We start from the raw sequence: 19354 nt of genomic DNA, 5'->3' as shown, positions 1-19354 counted from the left end.
TTTTTCAAAAGGTTGAATGTACGTGGTCTGTTATCAATTCCTGTTACTTGTTACTGCGTTCCGCGTTTTACTTCCTCGCTTGCACGCCTTTTGTCGCATGCGGCGTTTTGCGTTCAGTTTTATAAAGCGTGATCTTCTTCTTCCTTGAACAGCTCAATGATACCGTCCTTGAACTTGCCCCAGAAATCTTTAATGCCCTTACGGTTCCTTACTTTTTCTGCATGCAGTTCCTCTTCGTCGATCAGCTCTTCTTCCACCAGCGCTGTTTTTCGCAGGTTGTCGGGGATCTCTATTTTCCGGAACTGGTTCTCGAACTGTTTGCGATGATTTTCATAATCGCTGTAACCTTTCAAAATAAGACCGATACAGGTTGAATAGGTTGGGCGGGCCAGTTCTTCGATGTGACCGGCAGCCAGGTGCTCGGTCGGAAAACCGATGCGGGCATTCAAACCGGTTACATATTCGGTCAACTGTATCAAATGCTTTAATTGAGAACCACCACCGGTCAATACGATACCACCATTCAGCATGCGGCTATCCAGGCCCACCTGCTTCAGGTGATAGGTAACAAAATCCATGATCTCGCTCATGCGTGCCTGGATGATGTTGGCCAGGTTCTTTACACTGATCTCTTTCGCCGGCATCCCGCGTAAACCGGGAATCGTAATGAAGGCATTGCTGCGGGCTTCATTGGCGAGGGCGCTGCCGAACTGCACTTTCATTTGTTCGGCCTGCGTTTTCAATACACCCAAACCGGTTTTGATATCGTTGGTGATATTCTCACCACCGAAGGGTATAACCGCCGTGTGTTTCAAAATACCTTCATAGAAAACGGCCAGGTCGGTAGTACCACCACCTATATCTACAATGGCTACCCCTGCTTCCAGGTCTTCGGTACCCATTACAGCTGCTGCAGATGCCAGTGGTTGCAAGACCAGGTCCTTTGTTTTGAGACCGCTTTTCTCTACGGCGCGGTTAATATTTCGAATGGCATTTTTATCTCCGGTGATGATGTGGAAATTAGCACCAATTTTCACGCCACCATAGCCAATTGGGTTAGGAATATTTTGAAAATTATCAACTGTAAACTCCTGGGGTATCACATCGATGATCTGATCACCGGCCGGAATGTAGGTTTTATACTGATCAGAGATCAACTGATCGATCTCGCGTTGTGATATTTCATCATCGGTTTGTTGACGAACGATATCACCGCGGGTTTGCAGGCTTTTAATATGATGACCTGCAATACCAACATACACTTCATTTATTTCCAGTCCGGGGTTTGATGCGTAGCAGTTTTCAAGCGCCATGGTAATGGCCTTGATGGTTTCGTCGATATTAAGCACCTGACCGTGCTTAACACCATTGGAGTTGGCGCGGCCGAAACCGATGATCTCCAGTTTGCCGAACTCGTTCTTCCGGCCGGCAATCGCGGCAATTTTTGTCGTACCGATATCCAGTCCGACAATAATGGGTTGTTGTTCGTGTTGCATACTTATCCTGTTTTTAGTTGTTGTATAGGAGTTCCGTCTTTCCGACCTTAGACTCTAACTCATCTATATATATGTTGCTTAATTAGTACTCTCTTCTTTACCCTTCCTTCTTCACCCCTATCACCTGCCTTGCGTATCGTACGTTCAGCTTTTGATACACATCCATGCCTGTTCTGCTCAACACCTGCTGATAAAACAACAGCAACCGCCTAAACTTCTTCTCGTAATCGGTACCATCTCCAAATTGAATAATATGGTTGCCTACCACGGGTATGAATTCAAATGTGCGATCAGGCTGCACATCGATTTGCGAAACCTGTGCCATCCAGAAATCATCATGCAATAAATAATTGCTAATGTTGATGATGTCGCGTATCAATACACTATCGGCTCCTTTTAGTTTATCCTTTTCTGAAGGAAAGCCGGTGAACACCGGCAAGCGGGCCGAAAACTTATCAGACAAGGGCAGTCTTTCGCCACTGCTGTCGATATAAAAGCTGTTACCAGTAACCGTAAATAACCTGGCAATGGGCACGCGCTCTTCAATGCGCACCTGTAATACCCGGCTATTATCAAAGAACAGTTCTGCGTCTTTAACCCATACATTATTCTTCAGTTGGTTCTCCATTCCACGCAGGTCAAAATCTTTTATCGGCTTGCCCTTTACACCGCCCTGACCTACCAGTATGGCGGTAACATCCTTTTTGTCGAGGAACCATTGGTCCGGCTTGCCTTTCAGGCGTATCGCATAGCCTTTGCAGGTCTTGTTATTCTGGGCATTCATCGCAGCTACCAGCAATACCATAGTGCCGGCTGCTATACACAGCCAAAAGCCCACTAATAATAATTTCCTGACAGAGCGTTTCTTTTTCATTATCCTGAACCTGCTTATTTCTTTTCGATGATCTGCTTAATGGGCAGCACCAGTGTATCTATATCTCCGGCGCCGGCCGTTATCAATAACCAGGATTTATCTTCTTTCGTTGAGCGGTCTTTCACCCACTGCAATAATTGCTCCTTGCTCAACACCTGTTTACGTTCATTCTTCATTTTATCAAGGATCGTGTAGCTGGTTACTCCTTCTATCGGTAATTCCCTTGCCGGATAGATGGGTAAGAGCACTACTTCATCGGCCATGTCAAGCACTTCAGCAAACTCATTGGCCAGGTCTCTTGTGCGGCTGAACAGGTGCGGTTGAAAGATCACCGTACACTTCATATCCCCGAACAGGCCCCTTGCACCGGTTATTAAAGCCCGCAGCTCTTCAGGATGATGTGCGTAGTCATCTACAAAAGTGAGGCCGTTATCTTTGATCACATATTCGAACCGGCGTCTTACGCCGCGGAATGCTTCTACAGCAGCTTTGATCTTTTCATCGCTTATTCCAAGGCAGTGGGCAATAGCAATGGCTGCTATTACGTTTTCTATATTATGTAACCCGCCCATGTTCAACACCACATTGGTCAGGCGCCAGTCTTTCACCTGCACATCGAATATATAAGTACCATGCTGCATCCGAATATTACAGGCATATATATCAGCCTGGGTATTTTGCAAATGATACGTTAACTGGTTCGGCGCTTTCAGATCGGCGGTCCTGGGCAAACCGTATTTGCTGATCAGGAAACCACCTGGTTTTATTTTACCGGCAAACTCGATGTAGGCCTCTTCCATGGCAGCCGTGGTTCCGTAGATGTCGAGGTGATCGGGGTCCATTGCACTGATCACCGCCACATCGGGACTTAAGCGCAAAAAGCTGCGATCATATTCATCGGCTTCCACCACGCAGGTATCACGCTCATGGCTCCAGTAATTGCTGTTATAGTTCGCGGCAATACCTCCCAGGAAAGCATTACAGCCATATTCGCTATGCCGCAGAATAAAAGCCACCATGGTAGTAATTGTGGTCTTGCCATGCGTTCCCGCCACACAGATATTAAAAGAACTTTTTGTTATTGCACCCAGCACTTCACTTCTTTTCATCAACGGATAATCGTGCTGCTGGTAATACATCAATTCGCTATGTCCTTTTGGCACCGCCGGGGTATACACGATCAGTTCTGCATCTTTCGGCGCCAGCTCCAGGTTGTCGTCATAGTGCACCGGAATGCCTTCTGCAACCAGTTGTTTGGTAAGGGGGGTCTCAGTTTTATCGTATCCGCTTACTGCTTTGCCATGGAACTTAAAATACCGGGCTAAAGCGCTCATCCCAATCCCGCCAATACCTATGAAATAAACTCTCTTTATGTCTTTTATGTCGTTCATTGTCTTAATTCGGTCAATGGTCAATGGTGAATGGTCAACTTATCGACATCGCTATCAACTGTATCAACTACATGAACTGTATCCACTGTATCAACTCGTCACCTAAATCAACCTAAGTATCTCTCTCGCCACCACCTCATCAGCATCTACGATTGCCAGTTGTGCGATATTCTCCTTCAACATATTCTGCTGCTGTTCGTCCCTGGCCAGGGCGATCACCGTTGACACCAGCTTTTCTTTGGCCTCACTGTCTTTGATCATGAGGCCGGCCTGTTTGTTCACCAGGTTCTGCGCATTGGCAGTCTGATGATCTTCTGCAGCAAAGGGAAATGGCACAAATACCACCGGTTTCTTGGCCACACATAATTCTGCCACCGACATAGCCCCGGCTCTTGACACTACCACATCTGCAGCGGCATAAGCATATTCCATCTGTGTAATGAAACTGTTTGCCCAGATATTCCTGTTTTCCACTGCCCGTGCACTGGCTTTTTCTGCATAGAGTTTACCGGTTTGCCAGATCAACTGCACATTGTTCTTTGTAAACTCATCAACGCCGGCATCGATCGCTTCGTTAATGCCCTTGGCTCCCAAACTACCCCCGGTAACAAAAACCGTTTTCTTTGCCGGATCCAATCCAAAGAATTCAATTCCCTGGCTGCGGCTGATCGTATTGTTTACGATGTTCCGCCGTACGGGGTTACCAGTGATCATTATCTTGTTTGCCGGAAAGAATTTTTCCATACCATCGGTTGCCACAAAGATCTTAGTGGCATTTTTACCGAGCATGATATTCGATTTACCGGCGAACGAATTGGCTTCATGAATAAAAGTGGCAATGCCCCGGGTTTGTGCATATCGCAATACCGGGAAACTGGAATAACCACCCACACCAATAACCGCATCGGGCTTGAATGAGCCAATGATTTTTCGCACCTGCCAGAAGCTCTTCAGCAGTTTTAACGGCAATCCGATATTCTTGATCAAAGAACTTCTGTTAAAGCCTGCTATATCCAGGCCTTCTATTTTATACCCGGCCTGCGGCACTTTCTCCATTTCCATTTTCCCCTTAGCGCCAACAAATAAGATCTCAATAGTGGGTTCAAACTTCCGCAGGGCGTTTGCAATGGCCACTGCCGGAAATATGTGTCCGCCTGTTCCTCCCCCCGCTATGATTATCCGGCGCGGTCCCTTAATGCCTCCCGTGGACGCGAATGATGAACCAGTTGATTGATGTTGAGCTTCACTCATTGTGCACTTTGTTTAAGCACCTGTTTAATACTTCTATCACCACTAATTCTGTTTATTGCCCTCTTCCAGCAGCGGTTTTAAGGCCGCTAACTTGGCGGCTTTTTCCTCGGTCGTTTCAACCGCTTCTTTTTTCTTAGCCGCTTTTTCTTTTTTGGCTTTTACCGGTTTTTCCTCTACTTCCTCTTCTTCTTCATCCGACTTAACCGCCGCCTTCTTCTTTTCTTTCGCTTCTGCTACGGGTGTTTTTGCTTCTGCCGGCGCCTCCAGCTGTTCTACGTTGCGCGCCACGCTCAGGATAATACCTATGGCCAGGCAAGTGAAGAGAAAAGAACTTCCGCCCATACTCACCAGTGGCAGGGTGACCCCGGTTACGGGGAAGAGATTCACGGTCACTGCCATATTGATCAATGCCTGGATGACCAGCGTAAAGCTTAAGCCCAATGCCAGAAATGCCCCAAAAGCATAAGGGCATTTTTTAAATATTCTGATACTCCTGAACAGGAAGACCAGGTATACAAATAAGATAAAACCGCCTCCTGCCAGTCCATACTCCTCGATAATGATCGCAAAAATAAAATCCGAATAAGGATGCGGTAAAAAGTTCCGTGTTTCACTATTACCCGGTCCCAGGCCCAGCAAACCGCCTTTTGCAATGGCGATCTTCGACTGGTTTATCTGGTAGTTCTCATCTTTGTCGACCTGTTTGCTGTCATATATAAAGTTTTGCACGCGGCTAACCCAGGTGGGGATCCGGCCAGCCTGCAAAAAAAATGGCAATTCTGAACACTTTTCTTCCTTTTTATCATAAAAGGCGACTGATATCATTACCAGGATGGCTACCGGTATGGCCGCTACACCAACTGTCAGCAGCAAATGTTTGGTGCTGGCCCGTCCTATAAATAATAACAACATGCTGGTAGCGGCTACCAGCAATGCAGTGGACAGGTTCGCCGGTGCAATCAGGATGCAAATGACAGCAACCGGCAAGATCACAGGAATGAATCCCTTTTTAAAATCCTTGATCACTTCCTGTTTCTTGCTCAGCAGGCGGCTCAGGAACATGAACAGCGCCAGCTTGGCCAGGTCAGAGGTCTGGAATGTTAAATTAATGATAGGTAACCGGATCCAGCGGCTACCTTCGTTCAGTTTCAGTCCAAAGAATAAGGTATATATCAACAACGGGATTGACAGCATAAATAAAATGCGGGCAACCCGTGAATACAAGGTATAATTTACCCGGTGCGAAAAATAAATGATCGCCAGGCCCACCGCTGTAAAGATCACCTGCTTTAACAGGTATACCTCGGTGTTGCCGCGGTTATACTTGTAGGCCAGCAAGCCGGTGGAACTATAAACCGCAAGCATCGACACCAATGCCAATACCACAACGATAGCCCAGATCACTTTATCACCCCGGGTCTTGCTCAGCAGGCCGCCTGCGTTTGGTCCCTTTACCGATATGTCATTTGCGCCTGTCATTCTATATACAGAAATATCTTTTACCAGTGTACTTTACTATCCCACCTACTACTATACAGCTTACAACTCACGCACTGCCTGCTTGAACTGATCGCCACGGTCTTCGTAATTCTTAAACAGGTCGAAGCTGGCGCAGGCCGGGCTCAACAACACGGTATCGCCCGGACTTGCAAAATGAAATGCAGCTTTTACCGCTTCATCGGCACTGTTGGTATTCACCATCAGCTGCACATCGTTCTTAAAGGCTTCATGGATCTTGCGGTTATCAACCCCCAGGCAAACGATCGCTTTTACTTTTTCCCGAACCAGTTCACTCAGGATCGTATAATCATTTCCTTTATCTACGCCACCCAGTATTAATATTGTAGGGCGCTCCATGCTTTCCAGTGCAAACCAGGTGCTGTTCACATTCGTAGCCTTGCTGTCGTTGATGAATTCAACACCGCGTACAGTGGCCACCGGCTCCATTCTGTGCGCCAGCGATTCAAAGGTTTGAACGGCTACGCGGATCTTCTCCTTGCGGATACCCATCGTTACACCTCCTAATGCTGCTGCCATCGTGTTATTCTGGTTGTGTTTGCCTTTTAAAGTAAAATCGCTCACGTTCATCTGCATTTTCTCATCATCTACAGTTACAGTCATTTGTCCGTTCCTGATAAAACCGCCCTGGGGTAATTCTTTGCTCATACTGAATGGTAATGGGTTAGATTTGATGGAATATTTCTCTAAATACTGCATGGTCACCGGATCATCGGCACAGTAAATAAAATAGTCCTGCGCTGTTTGGTTCTCCGCTATTCTAAACTTACTGTGTATATAATTTTCGAACCGGTAATCATATCGATCCAAATGGTCTTCCGAGATATTGGTGAGTATCGCTACATCCGGCCTGAACGTTTGAATGTCATCCAACTGAAAACTGCTGATTTCTGCCACATACCATTCTTTCGGATCTTCTGCAATTTGTTTGGCAAATGAATAACCGATATTGCCAACAAGCGCACAATCCAGTCCGGCGGTTTTGCAAATGTGATACATCAACGACGTCGTGGTCGTTTTTCCGTTACTGCCAGTGATGCCAATGATCTTACTGTTGCCTTTGTAGCGGTATGCAAATTCAATTTCACTGATCACCGGTATTCCCTTTTTCCTGATCTTCTTTACCAGCTCGTTCTTTTCAGGGATACCCGGACTTTTCATCACTTCATCCGCATTCAAGATCTTTTCTTCGGTATGCTGTTCTGCTTCCCAGGCTATGCCATGTTTGTTCAGCTCCTCCTGATACTTTTCTTTGATTTTTCCACCGTCCGATACAAATACATCATACCCCTTTTGCACCCCAAGGATGGCAGTGCCCACTCCGCTTTCGCCGGCTCCAAGTATTACCAGTCGCTTACTCATGTAATTACTAACTCCATTACCCCCGATACATCGGGACTACTTATTGTTTATAATCGGATATCGGATTAAAGGGGGTTCTTCTCTAGTTTAGATTCTTACTGTCGTACCACACCCTACCTACTACTATGATCGGTGTTTCCTTAAGTGGAAATTCAGAGTGGTGGTTTTTCAGTAATCGGTTTATGATATTGTTAAGGTACCGGCTGACCGGTGACGCTTCTTATCTTATTTTCAGTGTTACGATCGCAAACACTACACAAAGGATGGTCACGATCCAGAACCGCGTTACGATCTTCGACTCATGATAGCCCAACTTCTGATAGTGGTGGTGCAGCGGGCTCATCAGGAATATCCTTTTCCCTTCTCCATATTTTCTTTTCGTGTATTTAAAGTAGGAAACCTGCAAACTTACACTCAGTACTTCTACCAGGAATACACCGCAGAAGATGGGTATCAGCAATTCCTTCCGCACAATGATGGCCAGTGCTGCTATGATGCCCCCCAGCGTTAAACTTCCTGTGTCACCCATAAACACCTGCGCCGGATAGGCATTGTACCAAAGAAACCCAACACAGGCCCCAATGAGCGCGCCAATGAAAATCGACAGCTCACCCAAATTAGGAATATACATAATATTCAGATACTCTGCGAACCGCAGGTTACCGCTGGCATAGGCAAAAATGCCCAAACAAGCCCCAATGATCGCACTGGTCCCTGTAGCCAGCCCATCAATTCCGTCTGTGATATTGGCGCCGTTCGACACCGCGGTCACAATAAAGATCACAATGATCACATAGAGGATCCATGTCAATGAACGCAGCCCCTCGGGCAACAACTTTGAGTAGTTGAACTCATGCGATTTCACAAAGGGAATGGTAGTAATAGGTTCATCGGCCACCACAAACTTCTTCACTTTATTATCTAAGGGGATCTCCCTGTAATTAGCTGTTTTTTCAGGCAGGTTTTCACCGGTATACTCGCGCCATACTTTTGTATTGTTGTTAAATAACAGTGTTGCCGCCACTACAAAACCCAATACTACCTGCCCTAATATTTTAAACCATCCGGCCAGGCCGTCCTTATCTCCTTTTTTATACGGTATGCCTTGTTGCTGCGCCAGTTTTTTGGCCCGCAGTTTCAGGTAATCATCAATGAAACCTATCAACCCCAGCCATACGGTGGCAAACAGCATGAGCCGGATATATGCTTTACTCAGATCGGCGAGCAAAAGGGTGGGCACCAGGATGGCAAGGATGATAATGAATCCCCCCATGGTGGGTGTTCCTTTTTTCTGCTGCTCACCGGCCAATCCCAGGTCACGCACGGTTTCACCTACCTGTTTTTTACGCAGGTAATTGATGAACTTTTTGCCAAATACAGCAGAGATCACCAGCGACAGGATCACTGCCAGCAATACCCGGGATGTAATGAACTGAAACAGTGCATTTCCCGGAACCTTAACCCCCAATTCTTTTAACCAATCGATTAAATGGTACAACATGTTGGTTTATTTTAGGTGTACGAGCTCTTGCCTCATTTTTCATACAGCTCAAACATTTCACGCATCACCTGCTTATCGTCAAAAGGATGTTTAACTCCTTTTATCTCCTGGTATTTTTCATGTCCTTTTCCTGCTATCAGCACAATATCACCGGGCCTGGCCATACTTATAGCCAGCTTGATGGCTTCTTTACGATCGGGTACTGATACAAATTTTCTTCTGGCCGCTGTATTCAATCCGGTTTCCATTTCCGCCAGGATCTGCAATGGATCTTCACTGCGCGGATTATCGGATGTGAATACCACTTTATCGCTGTGCTCACAAGCTACCTCGCCCATGACCGGACGTTTTGCTTTATCGCGGTCTCCACCACATCCTACCACGGTAATGATCTGCTCATGGCCTTCGCGCAATTTTTTAATGGTTGCCAGCACATTCAGCAAGGCATCGGGCGTGTGCGCATAATCAACTATACCAATGATCTGTTGCTTTTGCGAGATCATATAATCAAAGCGGCCTTCTGCACCGGTAAGCTCACTCAAACAGCGCAATACTTCCTGTTTGTCTTCGCCCAAACAAACTGCTGCACCATAGACTGCCAGCAGGTTGTAGGCATTGAACTCACCGATCAGGCGGAAATGCACTTCCTGATCGTTGATGGTCATCACCAGTCCGGTAAGTCTGTTCTCCAGGATCTTACCTTTGAACTCGGCCATCGTACGCAGGCTGTACAGGTATTTGTGTGCCTGGGTGTTTTGCAGCATCACCTGACCGCGTTTGTCATCGGCATTTGAAATGGCAAATGCTTCCGAAGGCAGCGTATCAAAGAACGATTTCTTCACCCGGATATACTCATCAAATGTTTTGTGATAATCCAGGTGATCGTGGGTGATATTGCTGAACAGGCCGCCTGCATATTTCAAACCTGTTATGCGGTGCTGGTGAATGGCGTGTGAGCTGGTCTCCATAAACACATGGGTGCAGCCGCTGTTCACCATTTGCTGCAGCAGCGCGTTCAGGCTGATGGCATCTGGCGTGGTATGGGTGGCCGGCACTATTTCATTGCCAATATGGTTCTGCACAGTGCTCAGTAACCCGCATTTATAACCCAATGATGTAAAGAGCTTGAATAAGATGGTAGCGATGGTGGTCTTACCGTTGGTACCGGTTACCCCAACCAGCTTTACTTTCTCTGATGGCTGACCGTAGAAGTTATGCGCCATATACCCGGCTGCCGCTGCACTGTTCTCTACCTGCACATAGGTCACTCCTTCCTTAAAGGTAGCCGGCATTGTTTCACAAATTACGGCGGTAGCACCCTGCTCCAGTACCTGGTCAATAAACAGGTGGCCATCTGCCGCACTGCCTTTCACCGCAATGAATACAGACCCTGCACCTACCTTCCTTGAATCGAGCTGCAGGTCACGCACTGGTATACTGGTATTACCCTGTACCGAGCGAATGCTTACTTTGTATAATATATCCTGCAGCGTCACGTCTTATATTTTATTTTAGTTCAGTTCTAAAGTCACTGTTTGATGATGGTTAACGTAGGTGCCCGGTTCTATACTCTGACTGATCACTTTTCCCCTGCCGCGGAACACCACTTTCATTTTTCTATTTTCCAACAGGAACAATGCATCTTTTATACCCATGCCCCTGATATCAGGCATAATATTATTGGCCACTTTCCTGTTATTCACGACCGGCTGATAATTCACCGCGTACATGTGCCCCCATTCATCGGTCTTCGCCGAGTCGCGGTATTTTATCCTCAGTTTCTCCAGCACATCTTTTATATCTTCCGTTGAACCGGCGTATAAATAATTGCTGCTGTCTTTTTTCAGCGCCATCTGTTTTAAACCCCGGCTCTGGTCTGCATTCAATGCATACAACTTGTCAGCGATCTCTTTGAACACCGGACCTGCTATTTTGGCGCCATAATAAACCGGTGCAAATGGTTTGTTACGGATCACAACAATACAGCTGTACTGCGGATGTTCGGCCGGAAAATAACCGGCAAAGGATGACTGGTAAATATGATCGCGGTAGCCCCTGCTGCCGTTGGCCATCAGCGCAGTTCCGGTTTTACCGGCTGCCCTGTAAGGCGCGCCTTTGAATAATTCGGCGGCGGTTCCTTCTACACAAACACCTTCCAGACATTGTTGTAAGAGCTTTAATGTTTTGGGGCTGCACACTGCTTCTTCCACTACCTTCGGTTGATTTTCCTGGATCTTCATGCCATTTTCCTGCACTGCATTTACAAGGTAAGGTTTCATCATCTTACCATTGTTGGCAATCGCATTGTACAACATCAATGTTTGCAAAGGGCTTACCATTACTTCGTACCCAAAACTCATCCACGGTAGTGAAGTCGCGCTCCATGATCTTGATTTGGGTGTTTTTATAACCGGTTTCGCTTCGCCCAACAGATCGATGCCGGTTGGTTGATCGAATCGCAGTTTCTTAATGTGATCTATGAACTTGTTCGGATTTTTGGCATAGTAGGTCATGGTTAACTTGGCCATACCAACATTCGAGCTGTGTTCAAATGCTTCCTTTATCGTTGCGTCTGTGCCATGATCTTCTGTATCGTATACTGTTCTTCCGTTCACATTCCAGCTTCCACCTTCGAGGTTGATGTGCTGCTGCAAAGTTATTAATTGATCTTCGAGCAGCGACAACATAGTAACCAGTTTAAAAGTAGAACCTGGTTCAGATGCCTGCACAGCGTAATTATAGTTTTCCCAATAGCTGCCATCCTCTCTGCGGCTCAGGTTGGCAATGGCTTTTATTTTTCCGGTTGCCACTTCCATCACAACACAAGTGCCATATTCACATTCATTTGCAGTGAGTACATTGAGCAATGCATTTTCGGCAATGTCCTGAATGTTCACATCCAGTGTGGTGATAATGTCTTTTCCGTTTTGCGGTTCTATTTCTGAACCATCTACCGGCACAAATACACCAGCGGCAATTTTTCGCATCAGGCGTTTTCCACTTTCACCACGCAAATGTTCGTCATACGTTTTCTCCAGGCCCACATTCATATTACGCATGTTGCCACCGCTGTCGATGTATTCGCGTGATAACCCGATGGTTCTGTTTGCCAGCAGGCCAAAGGGGTTCAATCTTTTATCTTTTACCTCCGCAATGAAACCGCTTTTATTCTTTCCCTCGCGCACGAGTGGCAGACTACGCAACTGTTTATATTGCTGAAATGTCAGGTTCTTTTTTAACAAATAGTAGCGGTTCTTTTTTTGATAACCATTCTTTAATTCCCGGCGCCACGAGGCTTTGCTTTTTTCCGGGAACAGCGTTGCCAGTCCAAGTGACAGTGAATCAAGGTTATTCTCGAACCGTTGCCCATTCTTTTCTCTTAATCCGTCTGCTGCAAAATCAATATAAATATCAAAATATGGTGTAGAGGTGCTGAGCATGCGGCCGTCTTCACTATAGATGGTTCCGCGTTGTGCATCGATCTCTACGAATTTTTGCTGTTGCTCTTTTGCCTGTTCCCGCCAGTAAGCGCCCTGCACCTGCTGAATGTACACCGCCCGGCCCAGTATTACGATACTGAACACCACTATGCCCAGAAAGCACAGGTACACCCGCCATAATATGTCTTTCTTTACTTCCATTTGAATTAGCTGGTGGTTAATAGCTGGTGGCTAGTTGGCTCTTGATTCGTAACTTATTGTTTTTCGGTCTCGGTTCCCCTACTGGCTACTTACTACTTGCTACCCGCCCTTACTTTTTCCTTTATCAACTTTTTCAACATTATCAACTTTTCAACTCACCTTGCCAACACAGCCGTATCAACCAGCACGGCGGGCGGAACAGTCAGTTCTTTCAAGCCCAGTGGCTGTACCGCCTTGGCCAGCTCACTTTGTTTGCTGCGGAACATCACTTCACTTTTCAGTGTTTTGTATTCGTACTGAAGTTCTTTAAGCTCGCGGTTCAGTTTGTTGATGTTACGCACGGTGTTATCGGCGAAGTGGCCATTGTAGATGTACACAACTGCCAGTGCCGACAGGAACAGGAAGAAAGGAATATTCTTCACGATCCACCTGTACCCGAACAAGGTTTTCCGTTGTCTTCTCCTGCGTGCTATTTCTTTTTCTTCACTCATTTTTTTAACAAATAGCGGTCAGACAGGTGTTATCCGTCTAACCGCTACGTAAGCTTAATTCACGAGGCGTAATTCAATAGAACATTGCAATTTTTAATACCCTTTATTATGAGAATAAGAACTCAATGGTTGATTTGCTAATTTGCTAATGCGATGATTTGCTAATGAAATACATTCTCTTATTACATCATTATGCCTCATCTTCAGCACTCCCGAACTTCGTTCTCCACTTGTCACCTTCAACTCAATAACTGAATAACTTAAGAACTTTATCAACTCTGTCAACTTTATCAATTGTGTTAATCTATCAACCTTCCCCTACCTTCTCCGCTACTCTCAATCTGGCACTACGGGCGCGGGAATTCCGTTTCATTTCTGCTTCGGTTGGAACGATTGGTTTTTTGGTTACTGCTTTGAGTGGTGGCTGGTTGCTTTGCAACCCAAACGGGTCAATGTCTACTTCTTCTTCTTCGAAATTGCCTTTGCGAAAGAAATTCTTTACGATCCGGTCTTCCAGAGAATGAAAAGTAATAATGGCTACACGGCCGGCGGGTTTTAACAGGGGGGGAACCTGTTGCAGCATTTCTTTCAAAGCGCCTAATTCATCATTCACCTCAATACGCAAAGCCTGAAATACCTGGGCAAAGTACTTGTGAGGATTTCCTTTTACCACGGAGTGCAAGGCCTGTTTAAAATTGGAGATGGTCCTGAGCGAAACATTTTTTCTCACCTGAACAATGGTTCTTGCCAGTGTTTTTGAATTGGTCACTTCACCATACTGTTCAAACAATTTGTGCAATTGCTGCTCGGTGTAAGTGTTCACCACTTCATAGGCGGTCAGTTCCTGCCGCTGGTCCATTCGCATATCCAGGTCGCCTTCGAAGCGGGTGCTGAATCCGCGGTCGGCGGTATCGAACTGGTGGCTGCTTACCCCAAGATCGGCCAGAATGCCATCTACCTGGGTTATTCGGTGCAAGCGGCAAAAGCGCTGCAGGTGCCTGAAATTGTGCGGAACAAAAATGATCCGATCATCATTTTCGGGCACATTCTTCCGGGCATCTGCGTCCTGGTCAAAAACAATCATCCGTCCTTCGGCATTGAGCCGTTTCAGGATTTCCAGGGAATGCCCACCGCCACCAAAGGTACAATCGACATAAACGCCATCGGGTCGAATGTTCAATCCATCGATCACCTCCTGCAATAAGACCGGCACATGGTAAACAGGCTCACTCATAACATTACAATATTACAATTGTGTAGTATTTTGACCACCCATTACCCGCTCTGCCAGATCGCTGTACTTTTCCGGTGTAAAAGACTCAAAGAACTGTTGGTACTTACCTTTATCCCAGATCTCAATTTTATTAATAACAGAAACGAGCACTATATCTTTTTCGAGCCCGGCGTGGGCTTTTAAATTGGGTGGTATCAGCATCCGGCCGGCAGAATCCAATTCACTCAGCGTAGCACCCATTGTGAAATATCTTAGGAACTCCCTATTTTCGGCTTTGTATTCGCTAACTTTACTCAGTTCAGCTAATATGGGATCCCAGTTTTTTTTAGGATATAGAGTCAAACATTTTTCAAAACCACGAGCTATGACAAATTGGTCACCTGCATCCTCCGGTAGCTGCTTTTTAATGCCCGCCGGTAGGAGAAAACGCCCTTTAGCGTCAAGGGTTGCTTCGTATTCTCCGAGAAATTGTATCATTTACAATGAGTTGCAGCTGCCTATCTAATACTTACACAAAATAACACTTTTTCCCACTTTCTTACCGAGATTGTGAAAAATTATTTTTTCCACAAGGAATTTTATTTGTATAATGATGAGCAGCAATTAATTCGGCCATTTTCATCCTTCCAAAAAGCCAATTTCATGTGCATAAGCATGTGGATAAATGTGCATAACGGTGCATAAGCTGTGAATTAATCCTGCCTCAAGCCGTTTTTAGCATTAACCTTCATAAACAGACCGTAAAAAGCGGCCAAAACTGCCAAAAAACGGCTTTAAATCACCTTGGTGGGAGCTGATGGCCCCGTGTGTGCAGGTGGTAAAAAATGTCAAAACCATATAAACGAAGTGCGGTTGGTGGGAAAAAAGGGGGATTTTTATCGGGACCATGTTTTGGGTGGGAGAAAGTGTCAGATCAGCCAGGCCCCTTAGCCCCCCAGCGATGAGATGGCTATCAGGTGAAAGCCGCCGGATCAGGTTCCTGCCGCGGAAATCCGATAACTGGTGTATAGTCATTTCCGATCCGCTGGAGTGACCAGGCAATTAAAAAGAATTTGTGATCGGGGGAGCTTTTGAATGCATCGGGCAAGACGCTCTGAAGAAAACAGGAGAGGTAACCACTCATCATTTTGAAACACCGAGTGGACCCGCCTTAAAACCGGCATTTGTTTTCTTGGCGGGCACCAATAAAAAAGCCTCCCGGAGGGGAGGCTGCACTAATCAAATACCATTAACCATTAAACCTTATCCTATGACACCAAGTTACGAAATAATTAAATACGCATCAATATTTTGTTTGAATAAATTAAATTCTAAATCGATATCAAGTTTCCGCTAATTGTTTATACTTTTTTTCAAATTTTTTAGTCGCTCTAACACACTATATTATTTCCAAAGGGGTGCAGTATCCGCCATTTAATTCTCCTCTGCAGGAATTTGCGTTTACCAGTCATCCCAGCGGCGACAATGGGCAATTGGCAATAGACAACAGGCAATTGACCAACCTATAAAGCGGAAGGTTTGCAATAATAGTGAGGTAAGACATAGGATACTTTGCCAACTGCAAATTGCCAATTGATCATCGCGAGCATTGCGTGTAACAGCGAGCTATGAGATAAGTCACTTTGCCAACTGCCAACTGATAAACCGCGAGCATTGCGTGTAATAGCGAGTTAAGACATAGGATACTTTGCCAACTGCCAATTGCGAACTGATAATCCGCGACATTGAGTGTAATAGCGAGTTAAGACATAGGATACTTTGCCAACTGCCGATTGCGAACTGATAATCCGCGACATTGACTGTAATAGCGAGTTAAGACATACGATACTTTGCCCATCTATTCCCTACCTTTGCCCCTCATCAAAACAGCGGCAGTTGGCCGCCTACCAGATGCATCCAAAAGACTTATCAGTTCACGATTTTACCTATGAGCTGCCGGAAGAAAAAATTGCCCGGCACCCGCTCCCAGCAAGAGACAGTTCCCGCCTGTTGATCTATAAAAACGGCAACCTTTCCGAGTCTGTTTACCGCAACATCGGTGAGCATTTATCCGCCGGTTCTCTGCTGATCTTCAATAATACCAAAGTGGTGGCCGCCCGCCTCTTGTTCCAAAAACCAACCGGTGCCGTCGTTGAGATCTTTTGCCTGGAACCACCACCCCAGTATGCAGATATGACGAGTGCCATGACCCAGAAAGGACAGGTCACCTGGATCTGCCTTATCGGTGGCGCCAGCAAATGGAAGCCAGGTCAGATCCTGGAAAAGAAAATGCATTCGAACGGTGAAGAGATTGTACTGCAGGCCCGGTATCTTGGCAAGGAAAAAGACAGCTTTGTTATCGAACTGTCGTGGACACCTTCATCGCTCACCTTCGCTGAAGTGTTACAGGTGGCGGGTAATATTCCGCTTCCGCCCTATATAAAACGGACGGTTGAAAAAGCTGACAGCGACCGCTATCAAACTATTTATGCCAATACGGAAGGATCGGTAGCCGCCCCCACCGCTGGCTTACATTTCACCGATGCGGTTTTCGAACAACTGAACAGTAAAGAGATCCACCGTGAATATGTTACCCTGCATGTTGGCGCCGGTACTTTTAAACCGGTCAAAAGCGAGACCATGAGCGGGCATCCCATGCACGCCGAGTTCATTGATGTTTCTACCAGCACTATTGAAAGAATATTGCAATACCTTGATAAACAGATCACCGTAGTAGGAACCACTTCTTTACGCACTGTAGAAAGCCTTTACTGGCTGGGCGTAAAAACAACCCATCGGCCCGAGCTGCCATTAAAAGATCTCGTGGTTCAACAATGGGATCCTTATGAAGCGAATGGAACGCCGGTTCCCGCCAAAACCGCATTGGAAAATCTCCTGCAATACTTGCAATCCAGGAAAATGGAACGCCTGATCACTAAAACATCGCTGCTGATCGCGCCGGGCTATTCCTTTCAAATTGCCCAGGCGCTGGTCACGAATTTTCACCAGCCCCAATCGACGCTGTTGCTATTAGTAGCCGCTTTTATTGGCAGCGACTGGCGGAAAATGTATTCGTATGCGTTAGCAAACGATTTCCGTTTCCTTAGTTATGGTGATGGCTGTTTACTGTTTCGGCATTCGCTTTTTCCCTGAACAATGGAATCTCGAGGGTAAAGGCCGATCCTTTGCCCAATACGCTGTCAACCTTGATCTTGCCGTCGTGGGCATCCACTACGGTCTTTACATAGCTTAAGCCCAGGCCGAAACCTTTTACGTTATGGATATTACCCGTATGGGCCCGATAGAATTTTTCGAAGATGCGCCGTACGGTTTCCTTGCTCATCCCGATCCCATTGTCCTCGATCCGGATGCCTATGAATTTATTGGTATTATAGGTGGCGATCTTTATTAACAGGTTCTCTTTGGAATATTTTACCGCATTGTCTACCAGGTTCGAGATCAGGTTGCGGAAGTGTACGGCATCGGCTTCAATATAATCGAAGCGCGCGTCCAGGCTCAGTTCGGCCCGGGCGCCTTTTTCTTCCAGCTGCAGTTTGTAATTATCCATGATCTCATGGATGAGATTATGTACATGCAGGGGAACCCGGTTCAGCGTAATTTCCTGGCGATCCATAACCGCTGCCTGCAGAATGGTTTCTACATGTTTGTTCATCCGCTTGTTCTCTTCCTTGATGATACTGCTGAAGTAGTTCATTTTCTCGCGATCCTGGGCAACTTTTTCATTGCGCAGGGCATCCACGGCCAGGGATATGGTGGCCAGGGGCGTTTTGAACTCATGCGTCATATTATTAATGAAATCGTTCTTGATCTCACTCAGTTTTTTCTGACGCAGCAAGGCATTTACGGTAATATAAAAAGCCGTGATGATCATGAGGGTGAAGAAGATAGCACCCACGATCATCCAGCGCATTTCGCTCAATACGATCTTTTTAACGTTGGGCACCACCACGGTCATGGTCTCTTCGGGCACCAGGTTCTCGAGGTCGCTGCCGCTGGGAGGCTGGAACAGGTAATACAAGACCAGGTTGCGGTCACTGGCGGTATCTTCTACCTGGTTCAGGAAGGCCCGGGATTTTATTTCGTAAGAAAGCAGGTTCACGTTCGAGGTAATGGCAAATTCAAACTTTATGTCTTTCAAGCCCTGCGCAGCAAAAGCTTTGTGTAATTTTTCAGCAACCTCCTGTTCCGTAAATTTCTGGGCAATGGTGGGCGGCTTCATCAATTCCATTTTGAATTGTTCGGAAGGCCAGCTGAAATCAGGCCGGGTGCGGTAATTCTTGAGGGAAGGCAGAGAGCCCTTCTGCTCCATGAGCACCATTCCCACATCATTGATACCGCGGATGAGTTTGTACTTAAACTCCTCATGTTTGTCAACCAGCATGGTACGCAACCAGCTGTATTGCACGTAAATGGTCCCTATCAGCGATAAGCTGATGAGCACGATAATAACAGGAAAAATCTTCCTTAACTGCAAATTATATGGTTTTAATATCGCCGAACTTGTCATTATCTACCGGTTATCCTTTTCAACTTTCTCCTTTGGTTATTGGGAAATTCCATTCCCATAGCAGATAATTTTAACCGGCAAATTTAAT

At 46.1% G+C, this 19354-nt stretch carries 14 protein-coding genes; 1 reads left to right on the top strand and 13 read right to left on the bottom strand.

All coding sequences use genetic code 11. From position 1 onward, the window contains the following. Positions 1-119 precede the first annotated feature (119 nt). The 12 genes from ftsA to mraZ all read right to left on the bottom strand — a co-directional run bounded on the left by ftsA (position 120) and on the right by mraZ (position 15236). Positions 120-1496, bottom strand: a complete 1377-nt coding sequence (gene ftsA / locus JT717_RS04875) for a cell division protein FtsA (RefSeq protein WP_205509040.1) — start codon at positions 1494-1496, stop codon at positions 120-122. Between the two features lie 97 nt (positions 1497-1593). Next, on the bottom strand, positions 1594-2370 hold the full coding sequence (locus JT717_RS04870; protein WP_205509039.1) for a cell division protein FtsQ/DivIB: 777 nt from the start codon (positions 2368-2370) through the stop codon (positions 1594-1596). Between the two features lie 14 nt (positions 2371-2384). After that, positions 2385-3761 (bottom strand): UDP-N-acetylmuramate--L-alanine ligase, encoded by a 1377-nt coding sequence (gene murC / locus JT717_RS04865; RefSeq protein ID WP_205509038.1) that lies wholly within the window; start codon positions 3759-3761, stop codon positions 2385-2387. Positions 3762-3863: 102 nt separating this feature from the next. Then, a complete protein-coding gene (murG, locus tag JT717_RS04860; protein WP_205509037.1) occupies positions 3864-5012 on the bottom strand; it encodes an undecaprenyldiphospho-muramoylpentapeptide beta-N-acetylglucosaminyltransferase in 1149 nt (382 codons plus the stop codon). A gap of 42 nt (positions 5013-5054) precedes the next feature. Then, positions 5055-6491, bottom strand: a complete 1437-nt coding sequence (locus JT717_RS04855) for an FtsW/RodA/SpoVE family cell cycle protein (protein ID WP_205509036.1) — start codon at positions 6489-6491, stop codon at positions 5055-5057. 60 nt (positions 6492-6551) lie between these two features. After that, on the bottom strand, positions 6552-7892 hold the full coding sequence (murD, locus tag JT717_RS04850; protein WP_205509035.1) for a UDP-N-acetylmuramoyl-L-alanine--D-glutamate ligase: 1341 nt from the start codon (positions 7890-7892) through the stop codon (positions 6552-6554). A 220-nt stretch (positions 7893-8112) separates the two neighbouring features. Beyond that, entirely contained in the window at positions 8113-9393 is a 1281-nt protein-coding gene (mraY, locus tag JT717_RS04845) for a phospho-N-acetylmuramoyl-pentapeptide-transferase (protein WP_205509034.1), read from the bottom strand. A gap of 32 nt (positions 9394-9425) precedes the next feature. Further along, a complete protein-coding gene (locus tag JT717_RS04840; RefSeq protein ID WP_205509033.1) occupies positions 9426-10889 on the bottom strand; it encodes a UDP-N-acetylmuramoyl-L-alanyl-D-glutamate--2,6-diaminopimelate ligase in 1464 nt (487 codons plus the stop codon). Between the two features lie 15 nt (positions 10890-10904). Then, positions 10905-13034: a PASTA domain-containing penicillin-binding protein gene (locus JT717_RS04835; RefSeq protein ID WP_205509032.1), complete on the bottom strand. Its 2130-nt coding sequence runs from the start codon at positions 13032-13034 to the stop codon at positions 10905-10907. 155 nt (positions 13035-13189) lie between these two features. Continuing rightward, entirely contained in the window at positions 13190-13525 is a 336-nt protein-coding gene (locus JT717_RS04830; RefSeq protein WP_205509031.1) for an FtsL-like putative cell division protein, read from the bottom strand. Positions 13526-13832: 307 nt separating this feature from the next. Further along, on the bottom strand, positions 13833-14759 hold the full coding sequence (gene rsmH / locus JT717_RS04825) for a 16S rRNA (cytosine(1402)-N(4))-methyltransferase RsmH (protein WP_205509030.1): 927 nt from the start codon (positions 14757-14759) through the stop codon (positions 13833-13835). A gap of 12 nt (positions 14760-14771) precedes the next feature. Then, positions 14772-15236, bottom strand: coding sequence for a division/cell wall cluster transcriptional repressor MraZ (gene mraZ / locus JT717_RS04820; protein ID WP_205509029.1), 465 nt, complete (start codon positions 15234-15236; stop codon positions 14772-14774). 1398 nt (positions 15237-16634) lie between these two features. Here mraZ and JT717_RS04815 point away from each other — a divergent pair. Beyond that, entirely contained in the window at positions 16635-17891 is a 1257-nt protein-coding gene (locus JT717_RS04815) for an S-adenosylmethionine:tRNA ribosyltransferase-isomerase (RefSeq protein ID WP_240347818.1), read from the top strand. Here the strand turns inward: JT717_RS04815 and JT717_RS04810 are convergent. Then, the gene (locus JT717_RS04810) at positions 17842-19233 is read right to left on the bottom strand and encodes a sensor histidine kinase (protein WP_240347817.1); all 1392 of its coding nucleotides are present in this window, start codon (positions 19231-19233) and stop codon (positions 17842-17844) included. The genes JT717_RS04815 and JT717_RS04810 overlap by 50 nt on opposite strands. Positions 19234-19354: the final 121 nt, after the last annotated feature.

The sequence above is a fragment of the Longitalea arenae genome (genome assembly GCF_016924755.1).
Lineage (GTDB): Bacteria > Bacteroidota > Bacteroidia > Chitinophagales > Chitinophagaceae > Niastella > Niastella arenae.
Note: the sequence above shows the minus strand (reverse complement) of the source record. Positions and strands in the feature narration are given on the sequence as shown.